The sequence below is a fragment of the Streptomyces sp. NBC_01426 genome (assembly GCF_036231985.1).
Classification (GTDB): domain Bacteria; phylum Actinomycetota; class Actinomycetes; order Streptomycetales; family Streptomycetaceae; genus Streptomyces.
On the sequence record NZ_CP109500.1, the window covers coordinates 5,778,799 to 5,805,328 of the forward strand.

Genomic DNA, 26,530 nt, shown 5'->3' on the forward strand with positions numbered 1-26,530 from the left:
GGGCCGGGCCGGGCCGGGGCTGGTCCGGGCACGGCCGGGCCGGTCGGGGGCCCGGTGGGGTCAGCGCTGGTTGCGGGGGTGGTTCCTTGCGGTGCGCTCGTTGCCGAACTTGTAGGCGCCCGTCCAGCGCGCCATCACCAGCTGCGCGTCGCCCGACTCCACCTCCACCAGGAACTTCTCGGCGCGGCCACCCCTCAGGGTGCCCGCGGCCCGGCCCCGGTGCGTGATGACGACGGCGTCGCCCTGTCTCTCGTACGTGAATCCGTGCGGTTTCGGCATGACGCGCAGCCTGCCGGGCCGAGCACCGGGCGGGCAACGGATTATGCGGTGGCCGGGTGGCCGCATGGGCTGGTGGGGAGGCGGTTCGGCGGGCCTGTCGGCTCAGTGGCCCGGTGTGCGGGCCTGCTCCCCGGTGACCCGGCGCGGCAGGCCCAGCGGGTTGGCCTCGCGCAGTTCCGCCGGCAACAGGGCTTCCGGCACCGACTGGTAGGCCACCGGCCGCAGCCAGCGCTCGACGGCGGTGCCGCCGACCGACGTGGAGTGCGAGGTCGCCGCCGGGTACGGGCCGCCGTGGTGCTGGGCCGGAGCCACCGCGACACCGGTCGGCCAGCCGTTGACGACGATCCGCCCCGCAAGGCCGGTGACCTGCGCGATCAGTTCGCCGGCCGGTCCGGGCGCGCCCCCGGTCTCGGCGGTGGACAGCTGGAGGGTGGCACTCAGGTTCCCGCCGAGCAGGCCCAGCACCCCGGCCGCCTCGTGCTGATCGGCGTACCGGACGACGACGGTCACCGGGCCGAAGCACTCCTCCAGCAGCACCTCGTGCGCGCCGCCCGCCAGGAGGCGCGCGGCGTCGACCGTCAGATAGCCCGCACCGACGGTGTGCTCCCCGCCCGAACCGGGGGTCACGGGCGCGGTGACGCCGGGCAGGGCGGCCCGCTCGCCGACCCCGGCGACGAAGTTCTCCCGCATCCGGTGGTCCAGCAGCACGCCGGGTTCGGTCTCGCCGAGCGCCTTGGTGAGGGCGGAGGTCAGCCGGTCGCCGTCCCCACCCGCGGGGACCAGCACCAGCCCGGGCTTCACGCAGAACTGGCCGACCCCGAGGGTGACGGAAGCGGCGAGTCCGGCGCCGATCTCCTCGGCGCGCTCGGCGGCCGCCGCCGGGGTGACCACGACGGGGTTGAGGGAGCCGAGTTCGCCGTGGAAGGGGATGGGGACGGGCCGCGCGGCGGCCGCGTCGAACAGGGCCCGACCGCCCCGGATGGAACCGGTGAATCCGGCGGCGGCCACGAGCGGGTGGCGCACCAGTTCCAGGCCGGCCTCGAAGCCGTGGACCACCGCGACGACCTCCGCGGGCAGCCCGGCCGCGACCGCCGCCCGGCGCAGCAGGGACGCGCACAGCTCCGAGGTGGCCGGATGGTCGGGGTGGGCCTTGACCACGACCGGGCAACCGGCGGCCAGCGCGCTCGCGGTGTCCCCACCGGGCACGGAGAAGGCGAGCGGGAAGTTGGAGGCGGCGTAGACCGCGACCACGCCCAGCGGCACCTTGTAGCGACGCAGGTCGGGGCGCGGCGGGCTCAGCGCCGGGTCGGCGTGGTCGATGCGCACGTCGAGGTACGCGCCCTCGTCCACGGCATCGGCGAAGGCGCGCAGCTGGCCGGTGGTACGGGCGAGTTCGCCGGTGAGGCGGCCCGGGCCCAGCGCGGTCTCGGCGTCGGCCGCCTCGATGACGTGGGCGGCGGACTCGTCGAGCAGATCGGCCGCGGCGCGAAGGAACGCGACCCGCGCGGTGCGGTCCGTCAGCGCGGCCCGGGCGGCGTGCGCCGCGCGGACGGCCTCGTCCACCTCCCCGGGTGTGGCCTCCACCGCAACCTGCTCGCGCTGCTTCCCGGTGCGGGGGTCCACACTCCAGACTGGTGTTGCTGCCATGGCGCACTGCCTCCTGGATCTCCGCTGACCCGCGCGGCGGCGTTCAGTACTCTGAACGCCGTTCCGATGGATGAATGATCACATCCATCGTGGACTCTATTTCCGCGTCTTCCGGGTTGACAAGAGACAAGAGGGGCACGAAGGCGAATGACCACAGCTGAGTCCGCCGGGTCGGGGGGTGCGGAGCCGGGGGGTTCGGGCACGCACGCGGCCGTCAAGTCGGCGGTGCGCACGGTGCTGTTGCTGGAGCACTTCGCGGCGCGGCCGGGGCTGCACAGCCTCGCCGACATCCAGCACGACCTCTCCCTGCCGAAGTCCAGCCTCTACATGCTGCTGCGCACCCTGGTGAACCTGGGCTGGGTGGAGACGGACGCGACCGGCACGCGCTACGGCATAGGCGTACGGGCCCTGCTCGTCGGCAGCTCGTACATCGACGGCGACGAGGTGGTGGCGGCGGCCCGGCCCACCCTGGACCGGCTCTCCGACGACACCACGGAGACCATCCACCTGGCCCGCATGGACGGGACGAGCGTGGTGTACCTCGCCACCCGACAGTCCCGGCACCACCTGCGGCCGTTCACCCGGGTCGGGCGGCGGCTGCCGGTCCACTCCACGGCGCTCGGCAAGGCACTGCTCGCCACGCACACCGACGACGAGGTGCGCCGGTTGCTCCCGCGACGGCTGGAGGCGGTCACCGAGCACACCATCACCGACCGCGACCGGCTCGTGGACGAGCTGGCGCTGGTACGGGAACAGGGCTACGCGGTGGACCGGGAGGAGAGCACGCTGGGGCTGCGCTGCTTCGGCGTGGCGGTGCCGTACCGGACGCCGGCGAGGGACGCGGTGAGCTGCTCGGTGCCGGTGGCGCGGCTGACGGACGGGCACGAGCAGCTGATCAAGGCGGCGTTGTTCGAGGCGCGGGACCGGCTGTCGGTGGTGACGCGGCGGATGTGACGTGGGGGGACGTGACGTGAGGGGTGTGGCGTGAGGGGTGTGGCCTGGGTGGCCTGGGGGGGGTGATGCGGGGCGGGCGTGATGCGGGCCGGGTCGGTTCGGGCGGCGGAATGGCTGCGTCCTCCCCCGCGTGGGGGAGGAGGTTCCCCACTGAGGGGGAGGTGCGGCGGGGCGGCGCACGGGACCGTTGAGTCATGACCGGAGCAACCGTTCACCCGCAGCCACCGACCTCCGACCCACAACCCTCCTCACCCGCACCGGTGCCCGCACCCACGCCTGTGCCCGGATCCACGCCTGTGGCGGAATCCACGCCCGTGCCGGAATCCGGACCCGCACTGGGGGTCGGGCGGCGGATCCTGCGCGCGGTGGCGATCGCCGCCACCGTGCCGTATCTGACGCTCAAGTCCGCCTGGCTGGCGGGGAGTCACCTGGGCATACCCGACGGCAGTGACCTGCTCGGCCCGGGACTGATCCTCCCCCTGATGAACGCCCTCTCCCTGGTCATGGACTCGGGCGTGGTGCTGCTCGCCCTGGTCCTGACCCGTCCCCGGGGCCTGAGGGTGCCGGCCCGGCTGTTGACCGTCCCGGTCTTCGTCGCCACCGGACTGCTCACGCCGATCGTCCTCGGCTATCCCGGCCAACTGCTCATGGCGGCGCTGGGATCGGGCCCGGACGCGGCCGAGCGCGCGGCGAGGAAGCCCTTCCTCGAACCCTGGGTGTTCAACGTCGTCTACCTGGGGTTCATCGTCCAGGCCGTGGCCCTGGCCGGGCTGTTCGTGCCCTATGCGCGGCAGCGCTGGGGCCGGCGGTGGCAGGGGCGCCTGGGCGAGCGGCTCCCGCCATCCACGGGGGTGGTGGCGGGAGCCGCGGCGGTCATGGCCCTGGCGGTGGCCGCCGCGTACGTGTACTGGGGCTTCGGCGGCACGGCCGGACAGAACCCGACGCAGATCGCGCGGTACTCCTCGGATTCGGGAGTGGTGTCCGTCGCCCACGCGATATGTGCCCTGGCCGCAGGGGCGGGTTCGGTGTGGCTGGCCCGGGGTGGGAGCAGACGGGCGCGGGGGCCGTTGGCCGTGGCCTGGATCGGTTCGTCCGCGACGCTGAGTTGGGGGATGTGGCTCGCCGTCGCCCTTCTGGGCGCAGGGTCGGGGCCGGACGAACGACCCACCGCCGCGACCGTTCTGCTCTACGCTGCCCAAATGATCATCGGACTGCTCGCCGTCACGGTTCTCACGCGGTTCCTCGCCGCCCGCCGCGCGGCCTGAAGCGACCGGCGGTGACACGCGTGCGGGCGGGGTGATCGGGTCCGGCGGTCCGGTTCGGCCCGGCGGTTCGGTTCGGTCCTGCGGTTCGGTTCGGCCCGGCGGTTCGGTTCGGTCCGGCCTGTGGGGCGGTGGAGTCCGGTGGCTCGGTGGGGGGTTGTGGGGGTGTCGGGTTCGGGACGTCGGTCGAGCCTGTCGGGTCCGTGGGGCCGGTGGTTCGGGGCGCGGGCGCGGTTGCGGTGGGTGCACCAGATACTCGGCGGGGCCCTGCTGATGCCGTACTTCCTGCTGACCCAGGTGGTGGTCGGCGTGGTCGCGGGCGGGCGCAACACCCTCACCTCCCTCCCGCTGGCCCTGGCCGCCTACGGGGCGGCCCTGCCCCTCGCCGCCGCGACCGGGGCGTTCGGGTTGGTCCGGCCCATGTCGGTCGCCGCGGTGCGGGCCCTGTGCGGGGTGCCGGGGGAGGGGCTGGCGGAGGGCCCGGCCCGGTCCTGGTCGGCCCGGGCGCGCGGTTCGGCCTGGTGGACCGCGCACCTGGGGGTGGGCGCGCTGGTCAGCGGGATGTGCCTGGCGTTGCCGCCGCTGGCGGTGGTGCTCGTCGTGGCACCGTTCACGGACCCGTTGCGCCACTCCGACCTCGGGCTGTTCTGGCTCGACGGCGAGGCCCGGCCCTACACGGCCCCGCTGCTCGGGGTGGCGCTGCTCGTCGGGCTCGGGTGGTGCGTCGCGGGCGCCGGTGCGCTGCTGGCCCGGCTGGCGCCGGTCCTGCTCGGCCCCACCCCGGCGGACCGGTTGGCGGTGGCCGAGGAGCGGGCCGCCGACCTGGCCGTGCGCAACCGGCTGGCCCGGGAGCTGCACGATGCGGTCGGGCACGCGCTGAGCGCCGTCACCCTCCAGGCGAGTGCGGCCCGGCGGGTCCTGGACCGTGACCCCGTGTTCGTCCGCGAGGCGCTGACCGCCATCGAGGAGACCACCCGGCGGACGGTCGGCGAGCTGGACGCGGTGCTCGGTCTCCTGCGCGAGGAGGGCGAGGGCGGCCCGCACGACCCGGCCGGGCCGGGCACGGAACCGGCTCCCACCCTCGCCGGCGACCTCGACGGGCTGCTGGCCCGCTCCCGGGCCGCCGGTACCCCGATCACCGCCCACCTGGACCCCGGGCGCGCCGGCGACTGGGCCCGACTCCCGGCGATCAGCTCCCGCGAGGCCTACCGGATCGTCCAGGAGGGCCTGAGCAACGCCCTGCGCCACGGGGCCGGGGCCGTGGAACTGCGCATCGTGCTGCGCGACGGGGACGGCGAGCGCGATCAGCGCCCGCATCCGCAACCGCACGGACACCGGGAACTGGAGATCACCATGACCAACCCGCCGGCCTCCGCCGCGAGCGGGGAGCGTGACCGCCGGGCCACCGGAGGTCGGGGGCTGCGCGGGATCGGCGAGCGGGCCGCCCTCCTCGGCGGGGCCGTCGAGGCCGGCCCGCACGACGGCCTGTGGCGGCTGCGGGCCGTCCTGCCGCTGGGCGGGGGCGGGCGGTGACCCGGCGGTCGCTGCGGATCGTGATCGCGGACGACGAGCGGATGGTACGGACGGCCCTGCGGGTCATCCTGGAGGCCGAACCGGATCTGGAGGTCGTCGGCGAGGCCGGCTCCGGGGCGGAGGTCGTTCCGCTGGTCCGTTCGCTGGCGCCCGACGTGGTGCTGATGGACGTCCGGATGCCCGAGATCGACGGCATCCGGGCCACGGAGCGGATCCTCGCCACCATGGCCGCCCCGCCTCGGATCGTGGTCGTCACCACCTTCGAGAACGATTCCTACGTCTACGAGGCGCTGCGCGCCGGCGCGGCCGGTTTCCTGTTGAAGCGGGCCGACCCCGACGAGCTGATCGGCGCGGTCCGGCTCGTCGGTCGTGGTGACTCGCTGCTCTTCCCGGCGGCCGTCCGGTCGCTGGCCGCCCTGTACGCCCCCGCCGCGTACGCCCCCGCCCCGCACTCCGGCCCCCCGCACTCGGCCGCCGGCCCGCTCGGCGTGGCTCCGTGGGTGGCCCGGCTCACCGATCGGGAGGCCGACGTACTGCGCCTGATCGCCACCGGGCTCTCCAACCACGAGATGAGCGAGCACCTGGGCGTCGGCCCGCAGACGATCAAGACGCACGTGGCCGCCGTCCTCGCGAAGACCGGCTCCCGGGACCGTACCCAGGCGGTCATCGCGGCCTACGAGGGAGGCTTCCTCATGAGGAAACACTGAGAACCCCGCCACAATCGGGCCGGAGCGGAACGCCCGGAGCCGTTGACACGTCCTTCTTGAGGATGAACAAAACGATCAGGCGTGCGTCGGTCTTCTGTCTGCTTCTGGTGTTGGCCCTGCTGGTCCGCGTCACCTGGGTGCAGGCATACCAAGGCCAGGCCCTCGCAGACGACAAGAACAACCGACGGAACCTCATCGGGCAGTACGAGAACCCGTTGGGCAACATCATCGTGGGCGGGGAGGCGATCACCGGCTCCGTGAAGACGGGCGGCAAGGACTTCGGGTACAAGCGCACGTACACCGACGGTCCGCTCTACGCGCCGATCACCGGGTTCAGCTCCCAGGCGTTCGGCACGTCGATGTTGGAGGGTGTCTACAAGAACATCCTCAACGGCTCCGACAACCGCCTCAAGACGGTGATGGACACGCTCACGAACAAGCGGGCCGCCCCGGGCAACGTCCTGACCACCATCGACAAGGGTGTCCAGAAGGCCGCCTACGACGCGCTCCAGGGCAAGCAGGGCTCCGCCGTGGCCATCGACCCGGCGACCGGCGAGATCCTGGCCGTCGTGAACAATCCGTCGTTCGACCCCGGCCGCATCGCCGGAGCCAACGACACGAAGGCCTGGGCGGAACTGTCCGCCGAGAACGGCAAGGCGATGGAGAACAGCGCGCTGCGCAAGCCGCAGGCGCCCGGTTCCACCTTCAAGCTGGTCACCCTCGCGGCGGCCATCGAGAACGGCCTGGTCACGAGCATCGACCAGAACACGTCCGTCCCGGGCAACTACACGATTCCCGGCACCACGACCAAGCTCAAGAGCGAGGTCCCGGACGAGATGTGCAACAACGTCTCGTCGCGCACCGCCCTGAGGCTGTCCTGCAACAACGTGTTCGCGGAGTTCGCGCACAAGCTGGGTCAGGACAAGATGCTGAAGATGGCCGAGAAGCTCGGCTTCAACGCGCAGATCGACACCCCGGTGCGGACGAACCCGCCGAGCAAGTACCCCTCGAAGAAGATGTCGGTCGACCAGGTCGCGCAGACGGGTATCGGCCAGTTCGACGTGCAGGCCACGCCGCTCCAGATGGCGATGGTGACCGCCGCGATCGAGAACGGCGGCAAGCTCGTCGGCCCGCACATGGTCTCCGAGGTCACGGACGCCAACGGCAACGTGCTGGAGAGCCTGAAGGACCCGAAGACCGACGAGGTCATGAGCGCCAAGACGGCGTCCATGCTCCAGGACGCCATGCGGACGGTCGCCACCGAGGGCGGCGGCAGGCCCGCCCAGGTCGCGGGCGCCGAGGTGGGCGGCAAGACCGGTACCGCGCAGCGCGGCGTGAACAACAGCCAGTCGCCGCTCGCCTGGTTCACCTCGTACGGGAAGGCGGGGGACCGGCAGATCGCCGTGGCGGTCGTCATCGAGAACTCGGACACGGACCGTTCCGAGATCGGCGGCGGCCGGCTCGCCGCGCCGATCGCGCAGAAGATGATGTCGGCGTGGCTGAAGAAGTAGCCGCCTCGAACGCGTAGCCGACGCGCCGGGAACCGACACGGTTCCCGGCGCGTTTCCCTTCCCATGATCCGGACCGCGCTCCCCGCCGATCTCGACGCCATCGCCGCCCTCCACACCCGGGCCCGCTCCACCTACTACCGGGGTCGGGTCCCCGAGGCGGTGCACGGCGGGGACGAGGGGTTCGCGCGGACCCGCGAGGGCTGGTCCCGGGCGGTCGCCCGGGCCGGCGCCGAGGGCGGGGTGTTCTGCGCGGAGCGGGACGGGGTGCTCACGGGGGTCGCCGCGTTCCGCACCGCCGAGGGGCAGGCCACGCTCACCCAGCTGCACGTCGACCCCGACCACTGGCGGCAGGGCACCGGGGCGGCCCTGCACGCCGCCTGCCTGGACGTCTGGCGTCGGGCGGGCGTCGATCGGGTACGACTGGAGGTCTTCGAGCACAACCTGCGCGCCCAGGCCTTCTACGCCTCGCACGGTTGGCGCCCGGATCCCGCCGCCGACCGCTCCGGGTCCCACCTCACGCTCTGGCTGCGGGTCGCCGACGGCGCGGAGCCCCGGTCGAAGGCGGCCGGCGCACGGCCGTTGTCCGGGGAATGAGACGACCCCCAGATTGGTTGAACCGGAAACCGCCGTGCCGCGAAGGGCGCGGCGCCCGTCGGCCGCGTCCGAGCACGAGGAGACCGGCCGGGTTCCCGAACACGGAGAGAAGAAGGAACATGCGCGTCGAGATCTGGAGCGACATCGCCTGCCCGTGGTGCTACATCGGCAAGGCCCGTTTCACGAAGGGGCTGGCCGAGTTCGCGCACCGCGACGAGGTGGAGGTCGTCTTCCGGTCCTTCGAGCTCGACCCCGGCGGAGCCAAGGGCGTCGTGGCACCCGTCGTGGAGATGCTGGCCAGGAAGTACGGCCGCACCCTCGACGAGGCGCGCGGCATGGAGGAGCACGTCGCGGCGAGCGCACGCGCGGAGGGGCTCACCTACCGGGTCGAGGGGCGTGACCACGGCAACACCTTCGACATCCACCGCCTGCTGCACCTGGCCGCCGCCCGAGGCCGCCAGGAAGAGCTGCTCGACCTCGCCTACCGCGCCAACTTCGCCGAGGAGCGCAGCGTCTTCGACCCCGAGGTGCTGATCGCGCTGGCCGTGGAGGCCGGACTGGACGAGGCGGAGGCCCGTACGGTCCTCGCCGACTCCTCCGCCTACGCCGAGGCGGTACGGGCCGACGAGCGCGAGGCCGCCGAGCTGGGGGCCAACGCCGTCCCGTTCTTCGTCTTCGACCGTCGCTACGGAATCTCCGGCGGCCAGCCGGCCGAGGTGTTCACCCAGGCGCTGGAGCAGGCCTGGGCCGGCCGCGAGACCCTCGCCCCCGTCGCCGCGGCCTCCGACGCGGAGGTCTGCGAACCCGACGGGGCCTGCGCCGTACCGAAGGCGTGAGCCCACCCGCCTGAGGGGATCCTCGGGTGGGTGTCCGGAACCCGGTGATGGACTGGGGGGCGTTTGCCGCTCACAGTGGGTCCATGGACCTTCCCCTTGCCGAGGCCGTCCGGGCCGAGTTCGCGCACACCACCACCTACCTGAACACCGCGACCTGTTGCGTCCTCCCGCGTTCCGCGGTCGCGGAGGTACGGGCCCTGGCCGAGGCGGCCGGGGCCGGACTCCCCGCCGGATCCGGCGACTTCGACCGGGTGCACCGGGCAAGGGACTCCTTCGCACGGCTGGTGGGGGTCCCGTCCGACCGGGTCGCCGTCGGCTCGACCGTGGCCGGCCACGTCGGTCTCGTCTCGGCCTCGCTCCCGGCCGGCGCCGAAGTGCTGTGCCCCGAGGGCGACTTCGCCTCGGTGATCAACCCGTTCGTGGTGCGCGCGGACCTCAAGGTCCGCTTCGCCCCGCTGGAGGCGATGGCCGAGGCCGTCGGCCCGGACACCGCGCTGGTCGCGTTGAGCGCCGTGCAGTCCTCCGACGGCCGCACGGCCGACCTCGCGGCGGTGCGCGCCGCCGCGGCCGCGCACGGCGCGCGGGTCCTGGTGGACGCCACCCAGGCCGCGGGATGGATGCCTTTCGACGCGTCGCCGTACGCCTACACGGTCACCGCCGGCTTCAAGTGGCTGCTCGGCTCGCGCGGGGTCTCGTACCTGACCGTCTCGCGGGAGGCCCAGGAGGGCCTCACCCCCCTGCACGCGGGCTGGGCCGCCGCCGGAGCGCCGGCGGACGCCACGTACGGGCCGATGTCCCGACCGGCCGACGGGGCGCGACGCTTCGACGAGTCCCCGGCCTTCCTCGCCTACCACGCCGCCGCGCCCTCGTTGGCGCTGCTGGAGCGGATCGGCGTCGCCGCCGTGCACGCCCACGACACCGCGCTGGCCTCCCGCTACCGGGCCGGCCTCGCCCGCATCGGCCACGAGCCCGTGCCGGGCGGCGCGCCCATCGTGTCCGTCCCGGGCCTGGCCGACCGGCAGCCCGCGCTCCAGTCGGCCGGCATCGCCGTGGCGGCCCGCGCCGGTTCGCTGCGGGCCTCGTTCCACCTGTACAACACCGAGGCCGACGTCGACAGACTGCTGGACGTGCTCGCCGGCTGAAACCAACCGCGCCGCCGAACCGCCGAACCGCCGCACCGACTCCGCCGAACCGCTGCACCGAACCCGACCAGCCGCGCCGCCGAACCGCCGCACCGAACCCGACCAGCCGCGGCACGTCCGGGTCCCGGCCCCCTCGGGGGTCCGGGACCCGCGCCGTCACCAGGCCGCGGTCGCCGCCGCCACCGCCTCGGCCGGGTCGGCGGACAGTGCCGCGGCCAGGGCCGTCAACGAGCCCCGTACGACGGCCAGATCGGCCGCCGCACCGTAGTGGTTGACCCGGAGCATCTCCTCGGCCAGCGCCCCGCCGCCCGCCGCGAGCGGGACCGACGGGTCCACCGACAGCGCCTTGGCCACCACCGCCGACGCCCCGGGAACCCGCAGGGTGGTCGCCACCGGCGCGGCCTCCGCGGCCACCGTGACGTACGGGGCCACACCCAGCGCCGCCGCGCCGGCGCGGGTGGCCCGCGCCGCCGCCGCGTGCCGGGCCTCGACCGCGGTCAGGCCCTCGGTCGAGATCCGCTCCAGGCAGGCCTCCAGCGCGAGCATCTCCAACTGCGCCGGCGCGTGCGGCAGCGCCGTGCGACCGCCGTCGATCCAGCGTTCTTTCCAGTCCAGCAGCGACAGGTACGAGCGGCGGGGCGCGGCCGGGTTCTCCGCGAACCGGGCCCACGCCCGCTCCGACACCGACACCATCGAGACGCCGGCCGGACCGCCCATCGCCTTCTGCGCGCCGATCACGCACAGGTCCACGCCCCACGCGTCCGGGAGCAGGGGCTCCGCGCCCACCGACGCCACCGCGTCCAGCATGAACAGCGCCCCGTGGGCCCGTACGACCTCACCGATCGCCGCGATCGGGTTGGTGTTCCCGGTGGCCGCCTCGGCGTGCACCAGCGAGACGAAGTCGATCTCCGGGTGCGCCTCCAGCGCCTCGGCGACCTGCGCGGCGGTCACCGCGGTGTCGTACGGCACGGCCAGGTCCACCACGGTTGCCCCGCAGTCGCGCAGCCAGTTGCCGAAGGTGGTCCCGTACGGACCGGTCACGATGTTCAGCGCCGTCGAACCCGGCCTGGCCCCCGAGCGGATGCAGCCCTCCAGCGGCAGCAGCGCCTCGCCCTGGGTGATCACCACGTCCTGCCGGGTGTCGAGGAGTTCCGCGACCCCCCGCTCGATCGACGCGAAGCGCGCCGCGGTGAGCGGCGGAAGGTCCAGCAGGGGGTGGTTCACGGCGGTGCTCTCCTCGTCCGGGGTTACCGGTCGAGCCTATCGAGCACCCGCGTAGGGTGCCGACATGAGCGATGTGAGCGGTCCGGGCGATGTGCTGCACGTGAGGGGACGGGTCCTCGTGGGGCCCGACGACGTACGCGACGAACTGTGGGTCGTCGGCGGCCGGATCTCGTACGAGCGCCCGCGCGGTGCCCGCGACGTCACCGAGGTCTCCGGCTGGGCGCTGCCGGGCCTGGTCGACGCGCACTGCCACGTGGGGCTCGACGCGCACGGGCCCGTGGACGCCGCCACGGCCGAGGTGCAGGCACTCGCCGACCGGGACGCCGGAACCCTCCTGATCCGCGACGCGGGATCCCCCTCCGACACCCGCTGGATCGACGACCGCGAGGACCTCCCGAAGATCATCCGGGCAGGCAGGCACATCGCCCGCACCCGCCGCTACATCCGCAACTACGCCCACGAGATCGAGCCGGCCGACCTCGTCGAGTACGTCGGCCGCGAGGCGCTGCGCGGCGACGGCTGGGTGAAGCTCGTCGGCGACTGGATCGACCGCGACGCCGGTGACCTGACGGCCTGTTGGCCGCGCGCCGAGGTCGAGGCGGCCATCGCGCAGGCCCACCGCCTCGGCGCCCGGGTCACCGCGCACTGTTTCGCGGAGGACTCGTTGCGCGATCTGGTCGAGGCGGGCATCGACTGCGTCGAGCACGCCACGGGCCTGACCGAGGACACCATCCCGCTGTTCGCGGAACGCGGGGTGGCGATCGTGCCGACCCTCGTGAACATCGCGACGTTCCCGAAGCTGGCGGCGGGCGGCGACGCCAAGTTCCCTCGCTGGTCCGCGCACATGCGCCGGCTCCACGAGCGCCGCTACGACACCGTCCGGGCCGCCTACGACGCCGGCGTCCCGGTGTACGTGGGCACCGACGCGGGGGGCTCCCTGCCGCACGGCCTGGTCGCCGCCGAGGTGGCGGAGCTGGTGAAGGCCGGGATCCCGCCGCTGGAGGCCCTGTCGGCGACCGCCTGGGCGGCGCGGGAGTGGCTCGGCAGGCCGGGTCTGGTCGAGGGGGCGCCGGCGGACCTCGTGGTCTACGCGTCCGACCCGCGCGTCGACGTACGGGCGTTGGCGCAGCCGCTGCGGGTCGTGGTCGACGGGAAGGTCCGCGCCTGAGCCCTGCCTCGTGGAGCGCGGTTGACCGGGCGTGACATCGTGGGCCCGGCCGTCGTTAGGAGTGCCTGATCGGGGCATCGGGATGCCGGGGGAGGGGAACTTCCGTTCCTCCGGAGTCCTTCTGGGCCCTCCTGAGGCGTGAAGAATCGAAAGCGTGCGTGAAAACCACCCTTTGGGGTGAACTCACGCCAGGTTGCCGCCCGTTCACTCACAGTGCGTAAAGATTCCGAGGGTCGAGGCCGTCGGCGCGCGCAATGTCCCCCATTGGCGGCGCGACGGCACCCATCTCCCCGGGGGTTCCACCATCTTGAACAGCAACACCTTCCGCATGCCCGCGGCCGCCCTGCTCGCGACGGGGGCGGTGGCCCTGCTCACCGCGCCGCCCGCCTTCGCCACGGGCGGCGACGCCGGGAGCGAAGGCAGGGCCGGAGCCGTCGTCCTGCGGGCCGGACTGGACGTGGGCCTGCTCAACAAGAGCGTGCACGTCCCGCTGAAGACCACGCTCAACGAGGTCAGCGCCCCGGCCGCCGCCGAGAAGACCGTACTCTCCGTGGCCCTCGACGGGGTCGACAAGGGCAAGCCGGTGAGCGTGCTGCGGGCCGAGGTCGCCACCTCCAAGGCGACCGCCGACAAGAAGCGAGCCGAGGCCGAGGTCAACCTGGCCAAGGCCAAGGTCCACGTCCCCGGACTGCCGCTGCTCTCCCTCATCCAGGTCGAGAAGGTCACCTCCAAGGCGGTGTGCGAGGCCGGCAAGAAGCCGGTGGCGAGCGCGAACGTCCTGGGCAACGTCACCGTCCTCGGCAAGAAGGTCACCCTCACCGCGGGCGGCCCCACCAAGGTGGAGGTGCCGAAGGTCGGGCTGGTGAGCCTGGAGCTGTCCGGTACGGAGACCACCTCCACCACGGCCGCCGCCGCCGCGCTCCGGCTGAAGGTGTCGGTGAACCCGCTGGACCTGAACGTCGCACAGGTCGAGGGCGACATCGTGTTGGCGGAGGCGCGCTGCGAGTCCCCGTCCGGTCCGGGCCCGGGGCCGAGCGCCTCCGCCCCCGCCCGGCCCGACGTCAAGCCGCAGGCCGCCACCGGCTCCAACGTCACCGTCTCCGAGCCCGCCGCCACCCCCGCCGGCGCGAGCAACCTCGCCGAGACCGGGGCGGCTTCGGTGACCCCCTGGGTGGCCGGCGGGGCGCTGCTCCTGCTCGGCATCGGGGCGGGCGCGCTCGTCGTGACCCGGCGCGGCCGGGCGACCCCGTAGCGGCAAGCGCCGGCGGGCGACGGCAGATCACCGCGGCCGGGCTCAGCGGGTGGCGTGCTCCAGTCCCTGGGCATGCGCGCCGCGCGAGGCTACGGCCGCGGTGATCTGCCGGTCGACGGCGGCGTACCGGCTCTTGTCGGCCGCGGACAGGGTGTCGTCGCCGGCGGCGCAGGAGGTGCAGACGACCCGGAACGGCGGGGTCATGTCCGAGTACTGCGTCAGGTACTCGGCCTTCACCACCTCCCAGCGCCCCGGCCGGTCCTTCGCCGGCGAGAAGGTGAAGCGGGGGATCGAGGACATGTTGCCGCGCGCCTTCTCGGCCTCGTAGAAGCTGGCCACCTGGTCGCCCATGCCGAAGACCACCCAGGTGCCGTTGATCTTCTCGTAGGGCTGCGGGACGTGGTTGTGCGTGCCGAGGATCAGATCGATGTCGGGGAGGCCGTCGGCGCCGCGCGACGCGGTCAGGGCCTGCGCCAGCTCCCGCTGCTGCTGGTCGGGCGCCGTCTGCCATTCCGTGCCCCAGTGGACGCTCAGGACGACGACGTTCGCGCCCGCCGCCCGGGCCGCGCGGGCGTCGGCGATGATCCGCGCCTCGTCGATCAGGTTGACGGACCAGGGCTTGCCGGCCGGGATCGGGATGCCGTTCGTCCCGTACGTGTAGTCCAACTGGGCGATCCGCGCGCCGCCCGCCCGCACGAGCGCGGGGGCCTTCGCCTCGTCGGCGCTGCGGCCCGATCCGACGTGCTTGATGCCGACCCGGTCGAGGTGGTCGAGGGTGCGGACGAGACCGTCGTAGCCGTCGTCGAGCGTGTGGTTGGAGCCGGTCGAGCAACTGTCGTACCCGGCGTCCTTGAGGCCGTCGGCCAACTCGTGGGGCGCCTTGAAGGCGGGGTAGCCCGTGTAGGGGCCGCCGGGGCGCCCGTAGGGTATCTCGTGGTGGCATATCGCCAGGTCGGCGGCGGATATCAGGGGCTTGACCCCTGCGAGGATCTTCCGGAAGTCGTGGGCCCGGCCGGTGCCCTCGGCGTCGTCGGCCGCCCGCTGGATGATCGACGGGTACGGGATGATGTCGCCGGTCGCCACCAGGGTGAACGGCGTCCCGGCCGGCGCCGGCGCCGCGCCGGTGGGCTTCGCGCCGAGGCGCTGCTCCGTGGCCGGCTTCGCCCCGCCGCCCCCGCCCCTCAGGTGCGGCACGGCGTAGACCGCGCCGCCCACGACTGCCAACGCGGCCGCGGCGGCGCCTATTCTGGCGACTGCCCTCATTCTCGAACCCCCGGTTTCACGCACGACTGACGCTCTGATCCTCGCTCACCCCGCGTCCCCATGCCACGGCCGCCCTGCCCCCCGGCCGCGGCCCCGGCCCGGCCGCCGTGCTCAGCTCAGACCGTGCTCAGCCCGTGGTCCGCGTCGTCAGGGCGAGCGCGTGGTCAGGGCGAGCGCGTGGTCCAGGGCCTGGAGGAGACGGCCCGTCGTGGCGCGGTCCCGCACCGCCAGCCGCAGCCACGAGGGGTCCAGCCCGGGGAAGGTGTCACCCCGCCGCACCGCGAAGCCCAGGGCGCGCAGCCGGGTACGGATCTCCGCCGCCCCGGCCACCTTGATCAGGACGAACGGCCCCTCCGCCACCCCCGCCACCGTGACCTCGTCGAACTCCGCGAGCCCGGCCAGCAGATGGGCCCGGTCCACCGCGATCCGCCGCGCGGCCGCCTCGGCCTCGGCCAGTGCCGCCGGGGCCACGCAGGCCTCCGCCGCCACCAGCGCCGGAGTGGACACCGGCCACAGCGGTTGCGCCGCCGCGAGCTTCGCGATCACCGAGGGCTCCGCCAGCACGTAGCCGATCCGCAGCCCCGCCAGCCCCCAGGTCTTGGTCAGGCTCCGCAGCACCACCAGTCCCGGCACGTCCATCCGCCCGGCCAGCGCCTCCCGTTCCCCCGGGACCGCGTCCATGAACGCCTCGTCGACCACCAGGATCCGGCCCGGCCGGGCCAACTGCGCCAGGTCCGCCGCCGGGTGTAGGACCGACGTCGGGTTGGTCGGATTCCCCACGATCACCAGGTCCGCGTCCTCGGGCACCTCGGCCGGGTCCAGCCGGAACCCGTCCTCCGCGCTCAGCACCACCCGTTCCACCCGGTGCCCGGCGTCCCGCAGGGCCGCCTCGGGCTCGGTGAACTGCGGATGCACCACCACGGGCCGTACGGCGCCCAGGGCCCGGGCGATCAGCACGAAGGCCTCCGCCGCTCCCGCCGTCAGCAGGACGCGCTCCACCGGCAGCCCGTGCCGGTCCGCGACGGCCGCGCGGGCCGCCCGGCCGTCCGGGTACGCGGCCAGGTCGCCGAGACAGTCGGCGATCCGCTGCCTGAGCCACTGCGGGGGCGTGTCCGTCCGTACGTTCACGGCCAGGTCCACCAGCGCCTCACCCGCGTCCAACACCTCGGCGTCCCCGTGGTGGCGCAGGTCGTGCGCCTGTGCGGTGGCCACGGCGCAGGTGGCGGCCATCGACCGGCGCTTGGGCACGAGGAGTTCCCCGCCCCCCGCGAGGGCGGCGGCCTCGGCCACCGAGGAGGTACCGGCCGCGTCGCGGACCGCGTCCGAGGGATGCGGCACCACGATGGCGGCCAGCCGCTCGGCGGAGTAGCCGACGAGCGGTACGCCGAAACGTTCCGCCGCCCCGGCGAGACCCGCCTCCGCCGTCTTCGACTCCACCGTGGCCAGGGCCGTCACCGACCCGGTGGCCAGCCCCGCGCCGCGCAGCGTCTCCTCGACCAGGGCGCAGACCTCCGCCACGGAGACCCCCGCGCGTCCGCCCACCCCCACCACCAGCGGCGTCACGTACTCACCCACGGGGTCCTCCCTCCGTCGTCACTCTGGACATCACATTCGTCAACACGCTGATGCCCGCCACCCGCGAGCGGAAGTGCGCCGGCCGCCCGCGCCCGGTATCCAGGGGCGCATGGCGGTGATCGTGGCGTTGGGCGCGTTCCTGATGACGCTGGCGGGCGGATGGACGGCGCAACGCGTCACGGACCGCCGCCACCTCGTGCTGGGTCTGGCCGGCGGGCTGATGCTCGGCGTCGTGGGCCTGGACCTGCTCCCGGAGGCGATGCACGCGGCCGGCCGGCCGGTCTTCGGCGTCCCGCTCGCCCTGCTGCTCTTCGTCACCGGCTTCCTCGTCGCGCACGTGGTGGAACGCCTGTTGGCCGTGCGACAGCACGCGCACGGCGCCGCGGACGGGGACGGCGCCGGCGGCGAGCACGGCGGCCGGGTCCCCGAGGTCGGTCTCACCGCCGCCGCCGCGATGGTCGGCCACAGCCTCGCCGACGGAGTGGCCCTGGGCGCGGCCTTCCAGGTCGGCGGCGGCATGGGCGTGGCCGTGACGCTCGCCGTCATCACCCACGACTTCGCCGACGGATTCAACACGTACACCCTGACCCGGCTCTACGGGAACGACCGCCGCAAGGCGCTGATGATGCTGTTCGCCGACGCGGTCGCGCCCGTCGTGGGCGCCGCGTCCACTCTGCTGTTCACCCTTCCGGAGGAACCGCTCGGAGCGTACCTGGGCTTCTTCGGCGGTGCCTTGCTGTACCTGGCCGCCGCCGAGATCCTCCCCGAGGCGCACCACAAGCACCCCGCCCTGTCCACGCTGATGTGCACGGTGGGCGGGGTGGCCGGGATCTGGCTCGTGGTCGGCCTCGCGGACTGAGGCCACCGGCGCGCGGACCGAGGTCACCGGGCCGGCGCCGCGGCTTCCGCGAAGCGCCGGGCGGACCCGGCGAACCGCCGCGCGACGGCCGGGGCCGCCGCCCAGTGCGTGTGCAGATAGCTGGCGTGCACCCCGTCCCGCACGAACCCCTCGACGCGACGCTCGGGATGCGTGAACCCCCACGCGGGCGAGGCACCGGCGCCCGGCTCGATCACCGTGCGGTGGAACTCGTGCCCGCGCAACCTGGTCCCCGCCACGGCGAGCGAGCTGTCGGACACCGCCACCGCCTCGCGGTAGCCCAACGTCAGCCGCTCCGACATCCGGGCATGCGCGTCCAGCACCCCGCACATCGGCTTGCCGTCCAACGACGCCCCGAGGTACAGCAGCCCCGCGCACTCCGCCGCCACCGGTCCGCCGGCCGCGGCGAAGGCGGCGACGGCCCCGCGCAGCGGCTCGTTGGCGGACAGCTCGGGCGCGTACACCTCGGGGAACCCGCCGCCGATCACCAGCCCGGCGGTCCCGTCGGGCAACCGTTCGTCCCGCAGCGGATCGAAGGTGACGACGTCCGCCCCTGCGGCGGTGAGCAACTCCGCGTGCTCGGCGTACGAGAACGTGAACGCGGCCCCGCCCGCCACGGCGACCAGCGGCCGGCCGCCCCGCCCCGCCTGCGCGAGGCCGTCCGCGAGCGCCCCGCCCACCGCCGGTCCCGACGCCGACGCGATCGCCGCACCGGCGTCCCACGCCTCGCCGTCCAGCGGCGGCGCGGTCCGGGCCAGGGCCATCAGCGCGTCCAGGTCACAGCCCGCCCGGACCTGGTCGGCGAGCGCCCCCACCGAGGACACCGCGTCGGCCCGGCGCTCGGCCACCGGTACCAGCCCCAGGTGCCGCGAGGGCGCCGCGACCTGCGGAGCCCGCCGCAGGACACCCAGAACCGGCATCCCGGCCTCCTCCAGGGCCTCCCGGAGCATGACCTCGTGCCGGTCGGAGCCGACCTTGTTGAGGATCACGCCCCCGAGCCGCACCTGCGGGTCGAACGAGGCGAAGCCGTGCACCAGCGCCGCCACCGACCGCGACTGCGAGGAGGCGTCCACGACCAGGACCACCGGCGCCCGCAGCAGCTTGGCGACCTGCGCCGTCGAGGCCAGCTCGCCGCGCCCCGCCGCCCCGTCGTACAGGCCCATCACGCCCTCGATCAGGGCCAGGTCGCACCCGGCCGCCCCGTGCGCGAAGAGCGGGGCGACCAGCTCCGGCCCGCACATGAAGGCGTCCAGGTTCCGCCCCGGCCGGCCGGTGGCCAGCGCGTGGTAACCCGGGTCGATGTAGTCGGGCCCGGCCTTGTGCGGGGACACGGCGAGGCCGCGCTCCGAGAAGGCCGCCATCAGGCCCGTCGCGACGGTGGTCTTGCCGCTGCCGGAGGACGGCGCGGCGATCACCAGGCGCGGTATGGGGAGCGATGTCACCACTCGATGCCCTTCTGGCCCTTCTGGCCGGCGTCCATGGGGTGCTTGACCTTGGTCATCTCGGTGACCAGGTCCGCGAACTCCACCAGCTCCTCCGGCGCGTTGCGACCCGTGATCACCACGTGCTGGGTGCCGGGACGGTTGCGCAGCACCTCGATCACCTCGTCCACGTCGATCCAGCCCCAGTGCATCGGGTACGCGAACTCGTCGAGCACGTACAGCCGGTGCGTCTCGGCGGCCAGATCGCGCTTGACCTGCTCCCAGCCTTCCTTGGCCGCCTGCTCGTTGTCGAGCTGCGCGTCACGCTGGACCCACGACCAGCCCTCGCCCATCTTGTGCCAGACGACGGAACCGCCCTCGCCCGAGGCGCCGAGCACCTTCAGCGCGTTCTCCTCGCCGACCTTCCACTTCGCCGACTTGACGAACTGGAACACCCCGATCGGCCAGCCCTGGTTCCAGGCGCGCAGCGCCAACCCGAAGGCCGCCGTCGACTTGCCCTTGCCGGGGCCGGTGTGGACGAAGACGAGCGGGCGGTTGCGACGCTGGCGCGTCGTGAGTCCGTCGTCCGGAACGACGGACGGCTGTCCCTGCGGCATTACGCGGCCCTCCTGTTGCCGGCGCCCTGCGGCGACCGGGCGGATTCCACCGATGTACGAACGTTCTTCACGAGCCCCGCCAGGCTGTCGGCCCGCAGCCCGTCGAGGCTGACCGCGGGCCCGCCCAGATCGGCGGCCAACACCCCGGCCAGGCCCAGCCGGACCGGCCCGCTCTCACAGTCGACGACGACCGAGGTGACCCCCTCGGCGGCCAACAGCCGCGCCCCGCGCCCGGCCAACTCCCGCGCGTCGCCGCCCAGACCGCCGGCCGACGTGGCCCGCCCGTCGGTGACGACCACCAGCAGCGGCCGCCGCGAAGGGTCCCGCAGCCGCTCGATCCGCAGCACCTCGCGCGCCTTCAACAGACCGGCGGCCAGCGGGGTGCGGCCCCCGGTCGGCAACTGCTCCAGCCGCGCGGCGGCCGCGTCCACCGAGGACGTCGGCGGCAACGCCAGCTCGGCGCCCGCACCCCGGAAGGTGATCAGACCGACCTTGTCCCGGCGCTGGTAGGCGTCCAGGAGCAGCGACAGCACGGCGCCCTTGACCGCGCTCATGCGCTGCCGGGCGGCCATCGAACCCGACGCGTCCACGACGAAGAGCACCAGGTTGCCCTCGCGGCCCTCCCGGGTGGCCTGCCGCAGGTCGTCCTTGCGCACCACCAGCCCGCGCCCGCTGCGCCCGCGCGCCTTCTGGTGCGGGGCGGCGGCGTGCACGGTCGCGGCCAGGTGCAGCTTCGTCAGCTGCCCCCGGGGGCGCTGGGAGCCGGTGGTCCGGCCGTGCGCCGTCCGGGCACGCGAGCGACGGCCGGCCGCGCCCTCGCCGAGCCCGGGCACGCTCAACATCTTGGTGCGGAACGGCTCGGAGGCCCGTACGGCGGCCTGCTCCGGGGCGCCACCCCGCGGGGCCGGGGACCGCGGGTCCTCGGTGGACTCCGGCGCGTCGGGAGCCTCCCCGGCGTCGGAGGTCCCCCCGGTGTCGGGGGTCCCCGGCGCCTCGGGGGAGTCCGGTGCCTGGGGCTCCTCGCCCTGCGGCGCGCCGCCGCCGCCGTCCGGCCCGCCGTCGTCCGGGCCCTCGTCGCCGGGGCCGCGGTCGTCCGGGCCCTCGGGTTCCGGTTCGGGCTCCGGTTCGTCGTCGGGGAACTCGTCCAGGATCCGGTCCAGCTTGTCCTCGTCGAGGCCGGGCGCGTCGAACGGGGCCCGGCGGCGGCGGTGGGGGAGCGCCAGCAGCGCGGCCTGCCGCACGTCCTCCTTGACCACGTCGGTCCGCCCGGCCCAGGCGGCCAGGGCCGTCGCCGTACGGGCCATCACGATGTCGGCGCGCATGCCGTCGACCTCGAAACCGGCGCAGGTGGCGGCGATCTGCAACAACGAGGTGTCACCGAGCACGACCCGCGGCAGCAGGGCCCGCGCGGCCACCACACGGGCGCGCACGTCGTGCTCGTCACCGGCCCAGCGGCTCGCGAACCCGGCGGGGTCGTCCTCGTACGCCAGCCGGCGGCGCACCACCTCGACGCGCTGCGCCGGCTCGCGCGACGCGGCGACCTCGACGGTCAGCCCGAACCGGTCCAGGAGCTGCGGGCGCAGCTCGCCCTCCTCCGGGTTCATCGTCCCGACGAGCAGGAACCGGGCCGCGTGCCGTACGGAGACGCCCTCGCGCTCGACGTACGAGGCGCCCATCGCGGCGGCGTCGAGCAGCACGTCCACCAGGTGGTCGTGGAGCAGGTTCACCTCGTCGACGTACAGGATCCCCCGGTGCGCGTCGGCCAACAGGCCGGGCTCGAAGGCCTTCACCCCCTCGGACAGGGCGCGTTCGATGTCGAGGGAGCCGACCAGACGGTCCTCGGAGGCGCCGACGGGCAGCTCGACCATCCGGGCCGGGCGCTCCCCGCCGGGACCCGCCTCGTGGGGTCCGTCGGGGCAGTCGGGGTCGGGCGCGGCGGGCGCGCACGAGAACCGGCAGCCGGGCACGACGTCCACCCGCGGCAGCAGCGCGGAGAGCGCGCGCACGGCGGTGGACTTCGCGGTCCCCTTCTCGCCGCGCACGAGCACGCCGCCGACCGCCGGGCTCACGGCGTTGAGGAGCAGGGCCAACCGCAGGTCGTCCTGCCCGACCACGGCCGAGAACGGAAAGTGGGCGCTGCTCATGAGACGGTCACTCCTTCGAGTGGCTTGCGATGGACATCGGTGCCGCCGGATCGGCGGCCCCTCGGATGTGCGGCCGGACCGGGGCCCGCGCCCCTCACGGGGCGCCCGGCGGCAGGAAGGGGAGGCCCGTCGGGGCCCCGCCCTCGATCAGCCGCATCAGCGCGTCGGTGTCGGCGTGTTCCTCGATCAGGTCGCCCAGCAAGTCGAGCTGTTCCTCGCGCAGCGCGCCGAACGAGGTGTCCGGCGCCGGGACGAAACGCCGCCCGGCCGCGGCCGCGACCTCCCGCAGGAAGGCCCGGCGGAAGCCGTCCGACTCCAGCGAGCCGTGCCAGTGCGTTCCCCACACCTCGCCGACCCGGCAGCCGTCCAGGAAGGGGGTCCCGCCCAGCACCTCGGCCACGCCGTGGTGGATCTCGTACCCCGAGACCTCCTCGCCCAGCGCGGAGCCCACGGGCCGCGCCAGGGTCTTCTCCCGCGCGAAACGGACCCGTACCGGCAGCAGGCCGAGACCGTCGACGGCGCCCGCCCGGGACTCCACCTCGTCCTCGATGTGCTCGCCGAGCACCTGGAACCCGCCGCAGATCCCCAGGACCGGCCGGCCCTCGGCCGCCCGCGCGGCCAGCGCGTCGGCGAGACCGCGCTCCCGCAGCCACGCCAACGCCTTCACCGTGCCGCGGGTGCCCGGTACGACGACCAGGTCGGCGTCGACCAACTCCTCGGCCCGGTCCACGAACCGGACCACCACCCCCGGCTCCGCCGCGAGCGCGTCGACGTCCGTGAAGTTCGACATCAGCGGGACCGCGCAGACCGCGACGCGCAGCACGTCCGCGCCCACCGGCGGGGCCACCGCGGACTCGCGCACCGCGCCCCGCAGCGAGACCCGCAGGCCGTCCTCCTCGTCGATGCCCAGCCCGTGCCGGAACGGCAGCACGCCGTACGTGGCCCGACCGGTCAGCCCGCGCAGCATCTCCATGCCCGGCTCCAGCAACGACACGTCGCCGCGGAACTTGTTCACCAGGTAACCCGCGATCAGCGACTGGTCCTCGGGCGACAGCAGCGCCGTGGTCCCGAAGAACGACGCGAAGACCCCGCCCCGGTCGATGTCCCCGACCACGACCACGGGGAAGCGCGCGGCCCGCGCGATGCCCATGTTCACGATGTCGGTCCGGCGCAGGTTGATCTCGGCCGGACTGCCCGCCCCCTCGCAGATCACGGCGTCATACGTGCCCCGGAGCTGCTCCAGACAGTCCGTGACGACCCCGAGGAGCCGTTCCCGACCGCCCCCGTGCAGCTCCTTCCCGGTCGAGGACCCGCCGGGCTCCCCGAAGAACCCGCGCGCGCTCATCTCGCCCACCGGCTTGCCCAGCAGCACCACCTGGCTGCTCTGGTCGCCGCCGGGCTTGAGCAGCACCGGGTTCATCAGCGCCGTCGGCTCCACGCGGGCGGCCTGGGCCTGCATGGCCTGGGCCCGCCCGATCTCGGCGCCCTCCCGCGTGACGAAGGAGTTCAACGACATGTTCTGGGCCTTGAACGGCGCGACCTTGACGCCCCGGCGGGTCAGCCAGCGACAGATGCCCGCCGTGACCACGCTCTTGCCCGCGTCCGAGGTCGTCCCGGCGACCAACAGACCGCCGCCCCGCCTGGTAGCCGTCACGCGCTTCCCTTCCCGAACCGACGCGACACCGCACACCGCAGTGCCACACACGAGGCCAGCGCCACCCACGTCACCCGACGCGACAGCCGTACGGCGCGTTCGATGTCCGCGACCTCCACCGGCCGGCCCGCGGCGCCGTTCAACACGGCCCGGTGTTCGACCCGCCCCCCGTACGCGAGGGTGCCGCCCAGCCGAACGCCCAGCGCGCCGGCGAAGGAGGCCTCCACCGGGCCCGCGTTCGGGCTCGGGTGCGCGGCGGCGTCGGCGCGCCAGGCCCGCACGGCTCCCCGCCGGTCGGGGCCGGCCAGTACCGCGGCCAGCGCCGTCAACCGGGCCCCCGGCCAGCCGGCCAGGTCGTCGAGCCGGGCGGAGGCCCAGCCGTAGCGGAAGTGGCGGGGCGACCTGTGGCCCACCATCGCGTCCAACGTGTTCACGGCGCGGAAGGCCAGCAGGCCGGGCACGCCGGCGACGGCGCCCCAGACCAGGGCCCCGACCACCGCGTCGGAGGTGTTCTCGGCGACGGACTCCACGACCGCGCGGGCCATCTGCTGATCGTCCAGGGCCTGCGGATCGCGCCCGCACAGGTGCGGCAGTCGTTCGCGGGCCACCTCGGTGTCCCCGGCGGAGAGCGCCACGCCGATGGCACGGGCCTCCCGTCCGAGGGAGGTGCCGCCGACGACGGCCCAGGTCGCGACGGCGGTGAGGGCGACACGGGCGGCCGCGGGCCGGGAGCGCACGGCCCGTGAGCCCAGCGCGCCGAGCGCGGCCGCGCCCCCCACGCACACCAGGGCGTGCACGACGCCGCGGGCGCGGTCGTCGCGCCACAGGGCGCGTTCGACGGAGGCGGCGGCTCTTCCGAAGGCGGCCACGGGGTGCCCGCGGCGCGGATCCCCGAGGATCCGGTCGCCGATCAGGCCCGCCGTGACGCCGTACGCGAAAACGCGATCGGCACGCATGGTGGCAGGTATGTCCTCACTCAGGGTCCGCGCCCTGGTTCGACGTGTCCGGCGGCGAGAGTTCCTGGCTCCCGGGGCGCACGGGCGGTGTGCGCTCCCCGGTGACAGTGGCGGGACCGCGCCGGATTCGCACCGGACTTCCTCTCCATGCCGCCGTATTGGCTCGGGCAGTCCACCACGGCCCAGGAACGCCCGTCAACTTGCTGTTGACCTGCGGTGAGTGTGGGGCGACGGCATGCGAAAGCTCCCCCCGGGACGGACCCGGAGGGAGCTTTCGGACGTGCGACGTCAGCTGACGATCAGATAGATCCCGAAGGTCACGGCCGCCGCGCAGAGCGCGAAGCACGCGTACGCGCCGCTGCGGGCCAGGGTGGCGGCCCCGCCCTGCTCGGTGGCGGTCTCGTGCTTGGACAGGCCGACCAGACCCAGGGTGAAGAGGGCCACGAGGGCGACGGTGGCGGAGAGGCTGACCCCGAAGACGGAGCCGAGTGCTGCCCAGTCGATCTTCATACTGCGGATTCCTCTGTCGTTCTCGGGGGTCAGACCGCGGCGGCCGGAGCCGACGGGGTCGTCGGGGCCGCGGGAGCGGCGGCGGCCGGGATGGTGGCCCGGAGGTCGTCGTCCGCGGCGATCGCGGCCGCGGCGGCCGCGGTCGGCGGGACGGTGACGGCCGCGATGGCCGTGGTGACCACGCCGGCCTCCTCGGTCGCGACCTCGGAGCCGGCGGGCTCCGCGGCGGTGACGTTGTGGTGGTCGACGACCTGGCGGCGCGAGATGACCCAGATGGCGAAGCAGGACGCGACGAGGAAGACCGCGACGGCGGCGACGCCGATGTCACCGGTGCGCATGACCAGCTCGGCGCCCGCGGCGACGAGCGCGGCGGCCGGCAGGGTCAGGCCCCAGGCGATGAACATCCGGGTGGCGGTGGACCAGCGGACCACACCGCCCTTGCGACCCAGCCCCGCGCCCATGACCGCGCCGGAGCACGAGTGGGTGGTGGAGAGGGAGAAGCCGAGGTTCGAGGAGGCCAGGATGACGCTGGCGGCCGAGGTCTGGGCGGCGAAGCCCTGCTGCGGCTGCAGGTCGGTCAGGCCGCTGCCCATGGTGCGGATGATGCGCCAGCCGCCCAGGTAGGTGCCCATCGCGATGGCGAGACCGGCGGAGACGATGACCCAGACCGGCGGGTTGGACCCGGCGGGCAGGGCGTTCCCGGCGACGAGCGCCAGGGTGATGATGCCCATCGTCTTCTGCGCGTCGTTGGTGCCGTGCGCCAGCGAGACGAGACCCGCGGAGGTGATCTGACCGGCCCGGAAGCCCTTGGCCGAGGTCTTCGCGCCGAGGTTCTTGCCGACCTTGTACGAGAGCTTCGTGGCCAGCATGGCGGCGAAGCCGGCGACCAGCGGCGCGGCGATGGCGGGCAGCAGCACCTTGGTGACGATCACACCGCCGTTGACGGCGTCGAGACCGGCCGAGGCGACGGCCGCGCCGATCAGGCCGCCCATCAGGGCGTGCGAGGAGCTGGAGGGCAGGCCGACCAGCCAGGTCACCAGGTTCCAGAGGATCGCGCCGACGAGCGCCGCGAAGATCACTTCGGGCTGGATGCCGCTCTCGTTGACGAGTCCGCTGGAGATCGTCTTGGCGACCTCCACCGACAGGAAGGCGCCGACCAGGTTCAGCACGGCGGACATGGCGACCGCGGTCTTGGGCTTGAGGGCGCCGGTCGAGATGGTGGTGGCCATCGCGTTGGCCGTGTCGTGGAAACCGTTCGTGAAGTCGAACACGAGAGCGGTGATGACCACGATCCCGAGGAGAAGCGTTATGTGCTCCATTTACCCAGGCTTCTGTTTGACGTCAGTGGTTCGGCGACCGTAGGCAACCTGAGTGAACGGAAGATGAACTGGATGGGACCGGGTG

The 26,530-nt window shown here is 74.1% G+C and carries 23 protein-coding genes and 1 riboswitch; of the genes, 11 read left to right on the forward strand and 12 right to left on the reverse strand.

Translation table 11 applies throughout. The features are described 5' to 3' along the window. Window positions 1–60: 60 nt before the first annotated feature. Window positions 61–279, reverse strand: a complete 219-nt coding sequence (locus tag OG906_RS25665) for a hypothetical protein (RefSeq protein WP_329446100.1) — start codon at window positions 277–279, stop codon at window positions 61–63. A gap of 102 nt (window positions 280–381) precedes the next feature. Further along, window positions 382–1,926 carry an aldehyde dehydrogenase (NADP(+)) gene (locus OG906_RS25670; RefSeq protein ID WP_329446102.1) on the reverse strand — a complete coding sequence of 515 codons (1,545 nt, stop codon included), beginning with the start codon at window positions 1,924–1,926 and terminating at the stop codon, window positions 382–384. A gap of 147 nt (window positions 1,927–2,073) precedes the next feature. On the opposite strand from OG906_RS25670, the gene OG906_RS25675 reads away from it, so the two are divergent. From OG906_RS25675 to OG906_RS25710, 8 genes are all read left to right on the forward strand, one after another. Beyond that, entirely contained in the window at window positions 2,074–2,880 is an 807-nt protein-coding gene (locus OG906_RS25675; protein ID WP_329446103.1) for an IclR family transcriptional regulator, read from the forward strand. A 314-nt stretch (window positions 2,881–3,194) separates the two neighbouring features. Further along, window positions 3,195–4,145 carry a hypothetical protein gene (locus tag OG906_RS25680; protein WP_329446105.1) on the forward strand — a complete coding sequence of 317 codons (951 nt, stop codon included), beginning with the start codon at window positions 3,195–3,197 and terminating at the stop codon, window positions 4,143–4,145. Window positions 4,146–4,385: 240 nt separating this feature from the next. Beyond that, on the forward strand, window positions 4,386–5,675 hold the full coding sequence (locus OG906_RS25685; RefSeq protein WP_443067417.1) for a sensor histidine kinase: 1,290 nt from the start codon (window positions 4,386–4,388) through the stop codon (window positions 5,673–5,675). Between the two features lie 41 nt (window positions 5,676–5,716). Beyond that, complete coding sequence (locus tag OG906_RS25690; protein ID WP_443067468.1) at window positions 5,717–6,382, forward strand: response regulator; 666 nt, start codon at window positions 5,717–5,719, stop codon at window positions 6,380–6,382. A gap of 62 nt (window positions 6,383–6,444) precedes the next feature. Then, on the forward strand, window positions 6,445–7,893 hold the full coding sequence (locus tag OG906_RS25695) for a peptidoglycan D,D-transpeptidase FtsI family protein (RefSeq protein ID WP_267825972.1): 1,449 nt from the start codon (window positions 6,445–6,447) through the stop codon (window positions 7,891–7,893). Window positions 7,894–7,956: 63 nt separating this feature from the next. Continuing rightward, entirely contained in the window at window positions 7,957–8,487 is a 531-nt protein-coding gene (locus OG906_RS25700) for a GNAT family N-acetyltransferase (RefSeq protein WP_267825973.1), read from the forward strand. Window positions 8,488–8,606: 119 nt separating this feature from the next. Beyond that, complete coding sequence (locus OG906_RS25705) at window positions 8,607–9,323, forward strand: DsbA family oxidoreductase (protein ID WP_329446111.1); 717 nt, start codon at window positions 8,607–8,609, stop codon at window positions 9,321–9,323. Between the two features lie 83 nt (window positions 9,324–9,406). Next, on the forward strand, window positions 9,407–10,465 hold the full coding sequence (locus OG906_RS25710) for an aminotransferase class V-fold PLP-dependent enzyme (protein WP_329446113.1): 1,059 nt from the start codon (window positions 9,407–9,409) through the stop codon (window positions 10,463–10,465). Window positions 10,466–10,621: 156 nt separating this feature from the next. On the opposite strand, the gene OG906_RS25715 is transcribed toward OG906_RS25710, so the two are convergent. Then, the gene (locus tag OG906_RS25715; RefSeq protein WP_329446115.1) at window positions 10,622–11,689 is read right to left on the reverse strand and encodes a pyridoxal-phosphate-dependent aminotransferase family protein; all 1,068 of its coding nucleotides are present in this window, start codon (window positions 11,687–11,689) and stop codon (window positions 10,622–10,624) included. Between the two features lie 64 nt (window positions 11,690–11,753). Here OG906_RS25715 and OG906_RS25720 point away from each other — a divergent pair, with 64 nt between their 5' ends. Then, window positions 11,754–12,857: an amidohydrolase family protein gene (locus OG906_RS25720; RefSeq protein WP_329446117.1), complete on the forward strand. Its 1,104-nt coding sequence runs from the start codon at window positions 11,754–11,756 to the stop codon at window positions 12,855–12,857. A 307-nt stretch (window positions 12,858–13,164) separates the two neighbouring features. Continuing rightward, window positions 13,165–14,109 carry an SCO1860 family LAETG-anchored protein gene (locus tag OG906_RS25725; RefSeq protein WP_329446119.1) on the forward strand — a complete coding sequence of 315 codons (945 nt, stop codon included), beginning with the start codon at window positions 13,165–13,167 and terminating at the stop codon, window positions 14,107–14,109. 42 nt (window positions 14,110–14,151) lie between these two features. On the opposite strand, the gene OG906_RS25730 is transcribed toward OG906_RS25725, so the two are convergent. Together OG906_RS25730 and cobC are read right to left on the reverse strand one after the other, a co-directional pair. Further along, window positions 14,152–15,372 carry a CapA family protein gene (locus tag OG906_RS25730; protein ID WP_329446121.1) on the reverse strand — a complete coding sequence of 407 codons (1,221 nt, stop codon included), beginning with the start codon at window positions 15,370–15,372 and terminating at the stop codon, window positions 14,152–14,154. A 147-nt stretch (window positions 15,373–15,519) separates the two neighbouring features. Continuing rightward, window positions 15,520–16,947, reverse strand: coding sequence for an Rv2231c family pyridoxal phosphate-dependent protein CobC (gene cobC / locus OG906_RS25735; protein WP_329446122.1), 1,428 nt, complete (start codon window positions 16,945–16,947; stop codon window positions 15,520–15,522). Between the two features lie 109 nt (window positions 16,948–17,056). Between cobC and OG906_RS25740 the strand changes: the two genes are divergently transcribed. Continuing rightward, window positions 17,057–17,806, forward strand: a complete 750-nt coding sequence (locus OG906_RS25740) for a ZIP family metal transporter (protein WP_329446124.1) — start codon at window positions 17,057–17,059, stop codon at window positions 17,804–17,806. A 23-nt stretch (window positions 17,807–17,829) separates the two neighbouring features. Here the strand turns inward: OG906_RS25740 and OG906_RS25745 are convergent, their stop codons facing one another. The 7 genes from OG906_RS25745 to OG906_RS25775 form a co-directional block, all read right to left on the reverse strand. Next, complete coding sequence (locus OG906_RS25745) at window positions 17,830–19,269, reverse strand: cobyrinate a,c-diamide synthase (protein WP_329446126.1); 1,440 nt, start codon at window positions 19,267–19,269, stop codon at window positions 17,830–17,832. Then, window positions 19,263–19,862 (reverse strand): cob(I)yrinic acid a,c-diamide adenosyltransferase, encoded by a 600-nt coding sequence (gene cobO, locus OG906_RS25750; RefSeq protein ID WP_329446127.1) that lies wholly within the window; start codon window positions 19,860–19,862, stop codon window positions 19,263–19,265. The genes OG906_RS25745 and cobO overlap by 7 nt, the downstream gene beginning before the upstream one ends. Then, window positions 19,862–22,006 (reverse strand): putative cobaltochelatase, encoded by a 2,145-nt coding sequence (locus OG906_RS25755; protein WP_329446129.1) that lies wholly within the window; start codon window positions 22,004–22,006, stop codon window positions 19,862–19,864. The genes cobO and OG906_RS25755 overlap by 1 nt, the downstream gene beginning before the upstream one ends. 94 nt (window positions 22,007–22,100) lie before the next feature. After that, complete coding sequence (locus tag OG906_RS25760) at window positions 22,101–23,660, reverse strand: cobyric acid synthase (RefSeq protein ID WP_329446131.1); 1,560 nt, start codon at window positions 23,658–23,660, stop codon at window positions 22,101–22,103. Further along, entirely contained in the window at window positions 23,657–24,616 is a 960-nt protein-coding gene (locus tag OG906_RS25765; protein ID WP_329446133.1) for a cobalamin biosynthesis protein, read from the reverse strand. Before OG906_RS25765 ends, OG906_RS25760 begins: the two co-directional genes overlap by 4 nt. Before the next feature lie 58 nt (window positions 24,617–24,674). Further along, window positions 24,675–24,760: riboswitch (cobalamin riboswitch) on the reverse strand. Between the two features lie 144 nt (window positions 24,761–24,904). Continuing rightward, window positions 24,905–25,126, reverse strand: coding sequence for a hypothetical protein (locus OG906_RS25770; RefSeq protein ID WP_266972080.1), 222 nt, complete (start codon window positions 25,124–25,126; stop codon window positions 24,905–24,907). 29 nt (window positions 25,127–25,155) lie between these two features. Next, the gene (locus OG906_RS25775; protein ID WP_329446136.1) at window positions 25,156–26,445 is read right to left on the reverse strand and encodes an inorganic phosphate transporter; all 1,290 of its coding nucleotides are present in this window, start codon (window positions 26,443–26,445) and stop codon (window positions 25,156–25,158) included. Between the last annotated feature and the right edge of the window lie 85 nt (window positions 26,446–26,530).

Excerpts from the sequence above, each read along its gene's own strand:
- OG906_RS25720 (WP_329446117.1), top strand. The coding sequence starts at position 11,754 with ATGAGCGATGTGAGCGGTCCGGGCGATGTGCTGCACGTGAGGGGACGG.
- OG906_RS25690 (WP_443067468.1), top strand. The coding sequence starts at position 5,717 with ATGGTACGGACGGCCCTGCGGGTCATCCTGGAGGCCGAACCGGATCTG.
- OG906_RS25740 (WP_329446124.1), top strand. The coding sequence starts at position 17,057 with ATGGCGGTGATCGTGGCGTTGGGCGCGTTCCTGATGACGCTGGCGGGC.
- OG906_RS25665 (WP_329446100.1), bottom strand. The coding sequence starts at position 279 with ATGCCGAAACCGCACGGATTCACGTACGAGAGACAGGGCGACGCCGTC.
- OG906_RS25775 (WP_329446136.1), bottom strand. The coding sequence starts at position 26,445 with ATGGAGCACATAACGCTTCTCCTCGGGATCGTGGTCATCACCGCTCTC.
- OG906_RS25730 (WP_329446121.1), bottom strand. The coding sequence starts at position 15,372 with ATGAGGGCAGTCGCCAGAATAGGCGCCGCCGCGGCCGCGTTGGCAGTC.
- OG906_RS25705 (WP_329446111.1), top strand. The coding sequence starts at position 8,607 with ATGCGCGTCGAGATCTGGAGCGACATCGCCTGCCCGTGGTGCTACATC.
- OG906_RS25700 (WP_267825973.1), top strand. The coding sequence starts at position 7,957 with ATGATCCGGACCGCGCTCCCCGCCGATCTCGACGCCATCGCCGCCCTC.
- OG906_RS25675 (WP_329446103.1), top strand. The coding sequence starts at position 2,074 with ATGACCACAGCTGAGTCCGCCGGGTCGGGGGGTGCGGAGCCGGGGGGT.
- cobO (WP_329446127.1), bottom strand. The coding sequence starts at position 19,862 with ATGCCGCAGGGACAGCCGTCCGTCGTTCCGGACGACGGACTCACGACG.
- OG906_RS25695 (WP_267825972.1), top strand. The coding sequence starts at position 6,445 with ATGAACAAAACGATCAGGCGTGCGTCGGTCTTCTGTCTGCTTCTGGTG.
- OG906_RS25765 (WP_329446133.1), bottom strand. The coding sequence starts at position 24,616 with ATGCGTGCCGATCGCGTTTTCGCGTACGGCGTCACGGCGGGCCTGATC.
- OG906_RS25670 (WP_329446102.1), bottom strand. The coding sequence starts at position 1,926 with ATGGCAGCAACACCAGTCTGGAGTGTGGACCCCCGCACCGGGAAGCAG.
- OG906_RS25755 (WP_329446129.1), bottom strand. The coding sequence starts at position 22,006 with ATGAGCAGCGCCCACTTTCCGTTCTCGGCCGTGGTCGGGCAGGACGAC.
- OG906_RS25710 (WP_329446113.1), top strand. The coding sequence starts at position 9,407 with ATGGACCTTCCCCTTGCCGAGGCCGTCCGGGCCGAGTTCGCGCACACC.
- OG906_RS25770 (WP_266972080.1), bottom strand. The coding sequence starts at position 25,126 with ATGAAGATCGACTGGGCAGCACTCGGCTCCGTCTTCGGGGTCAGCCTC.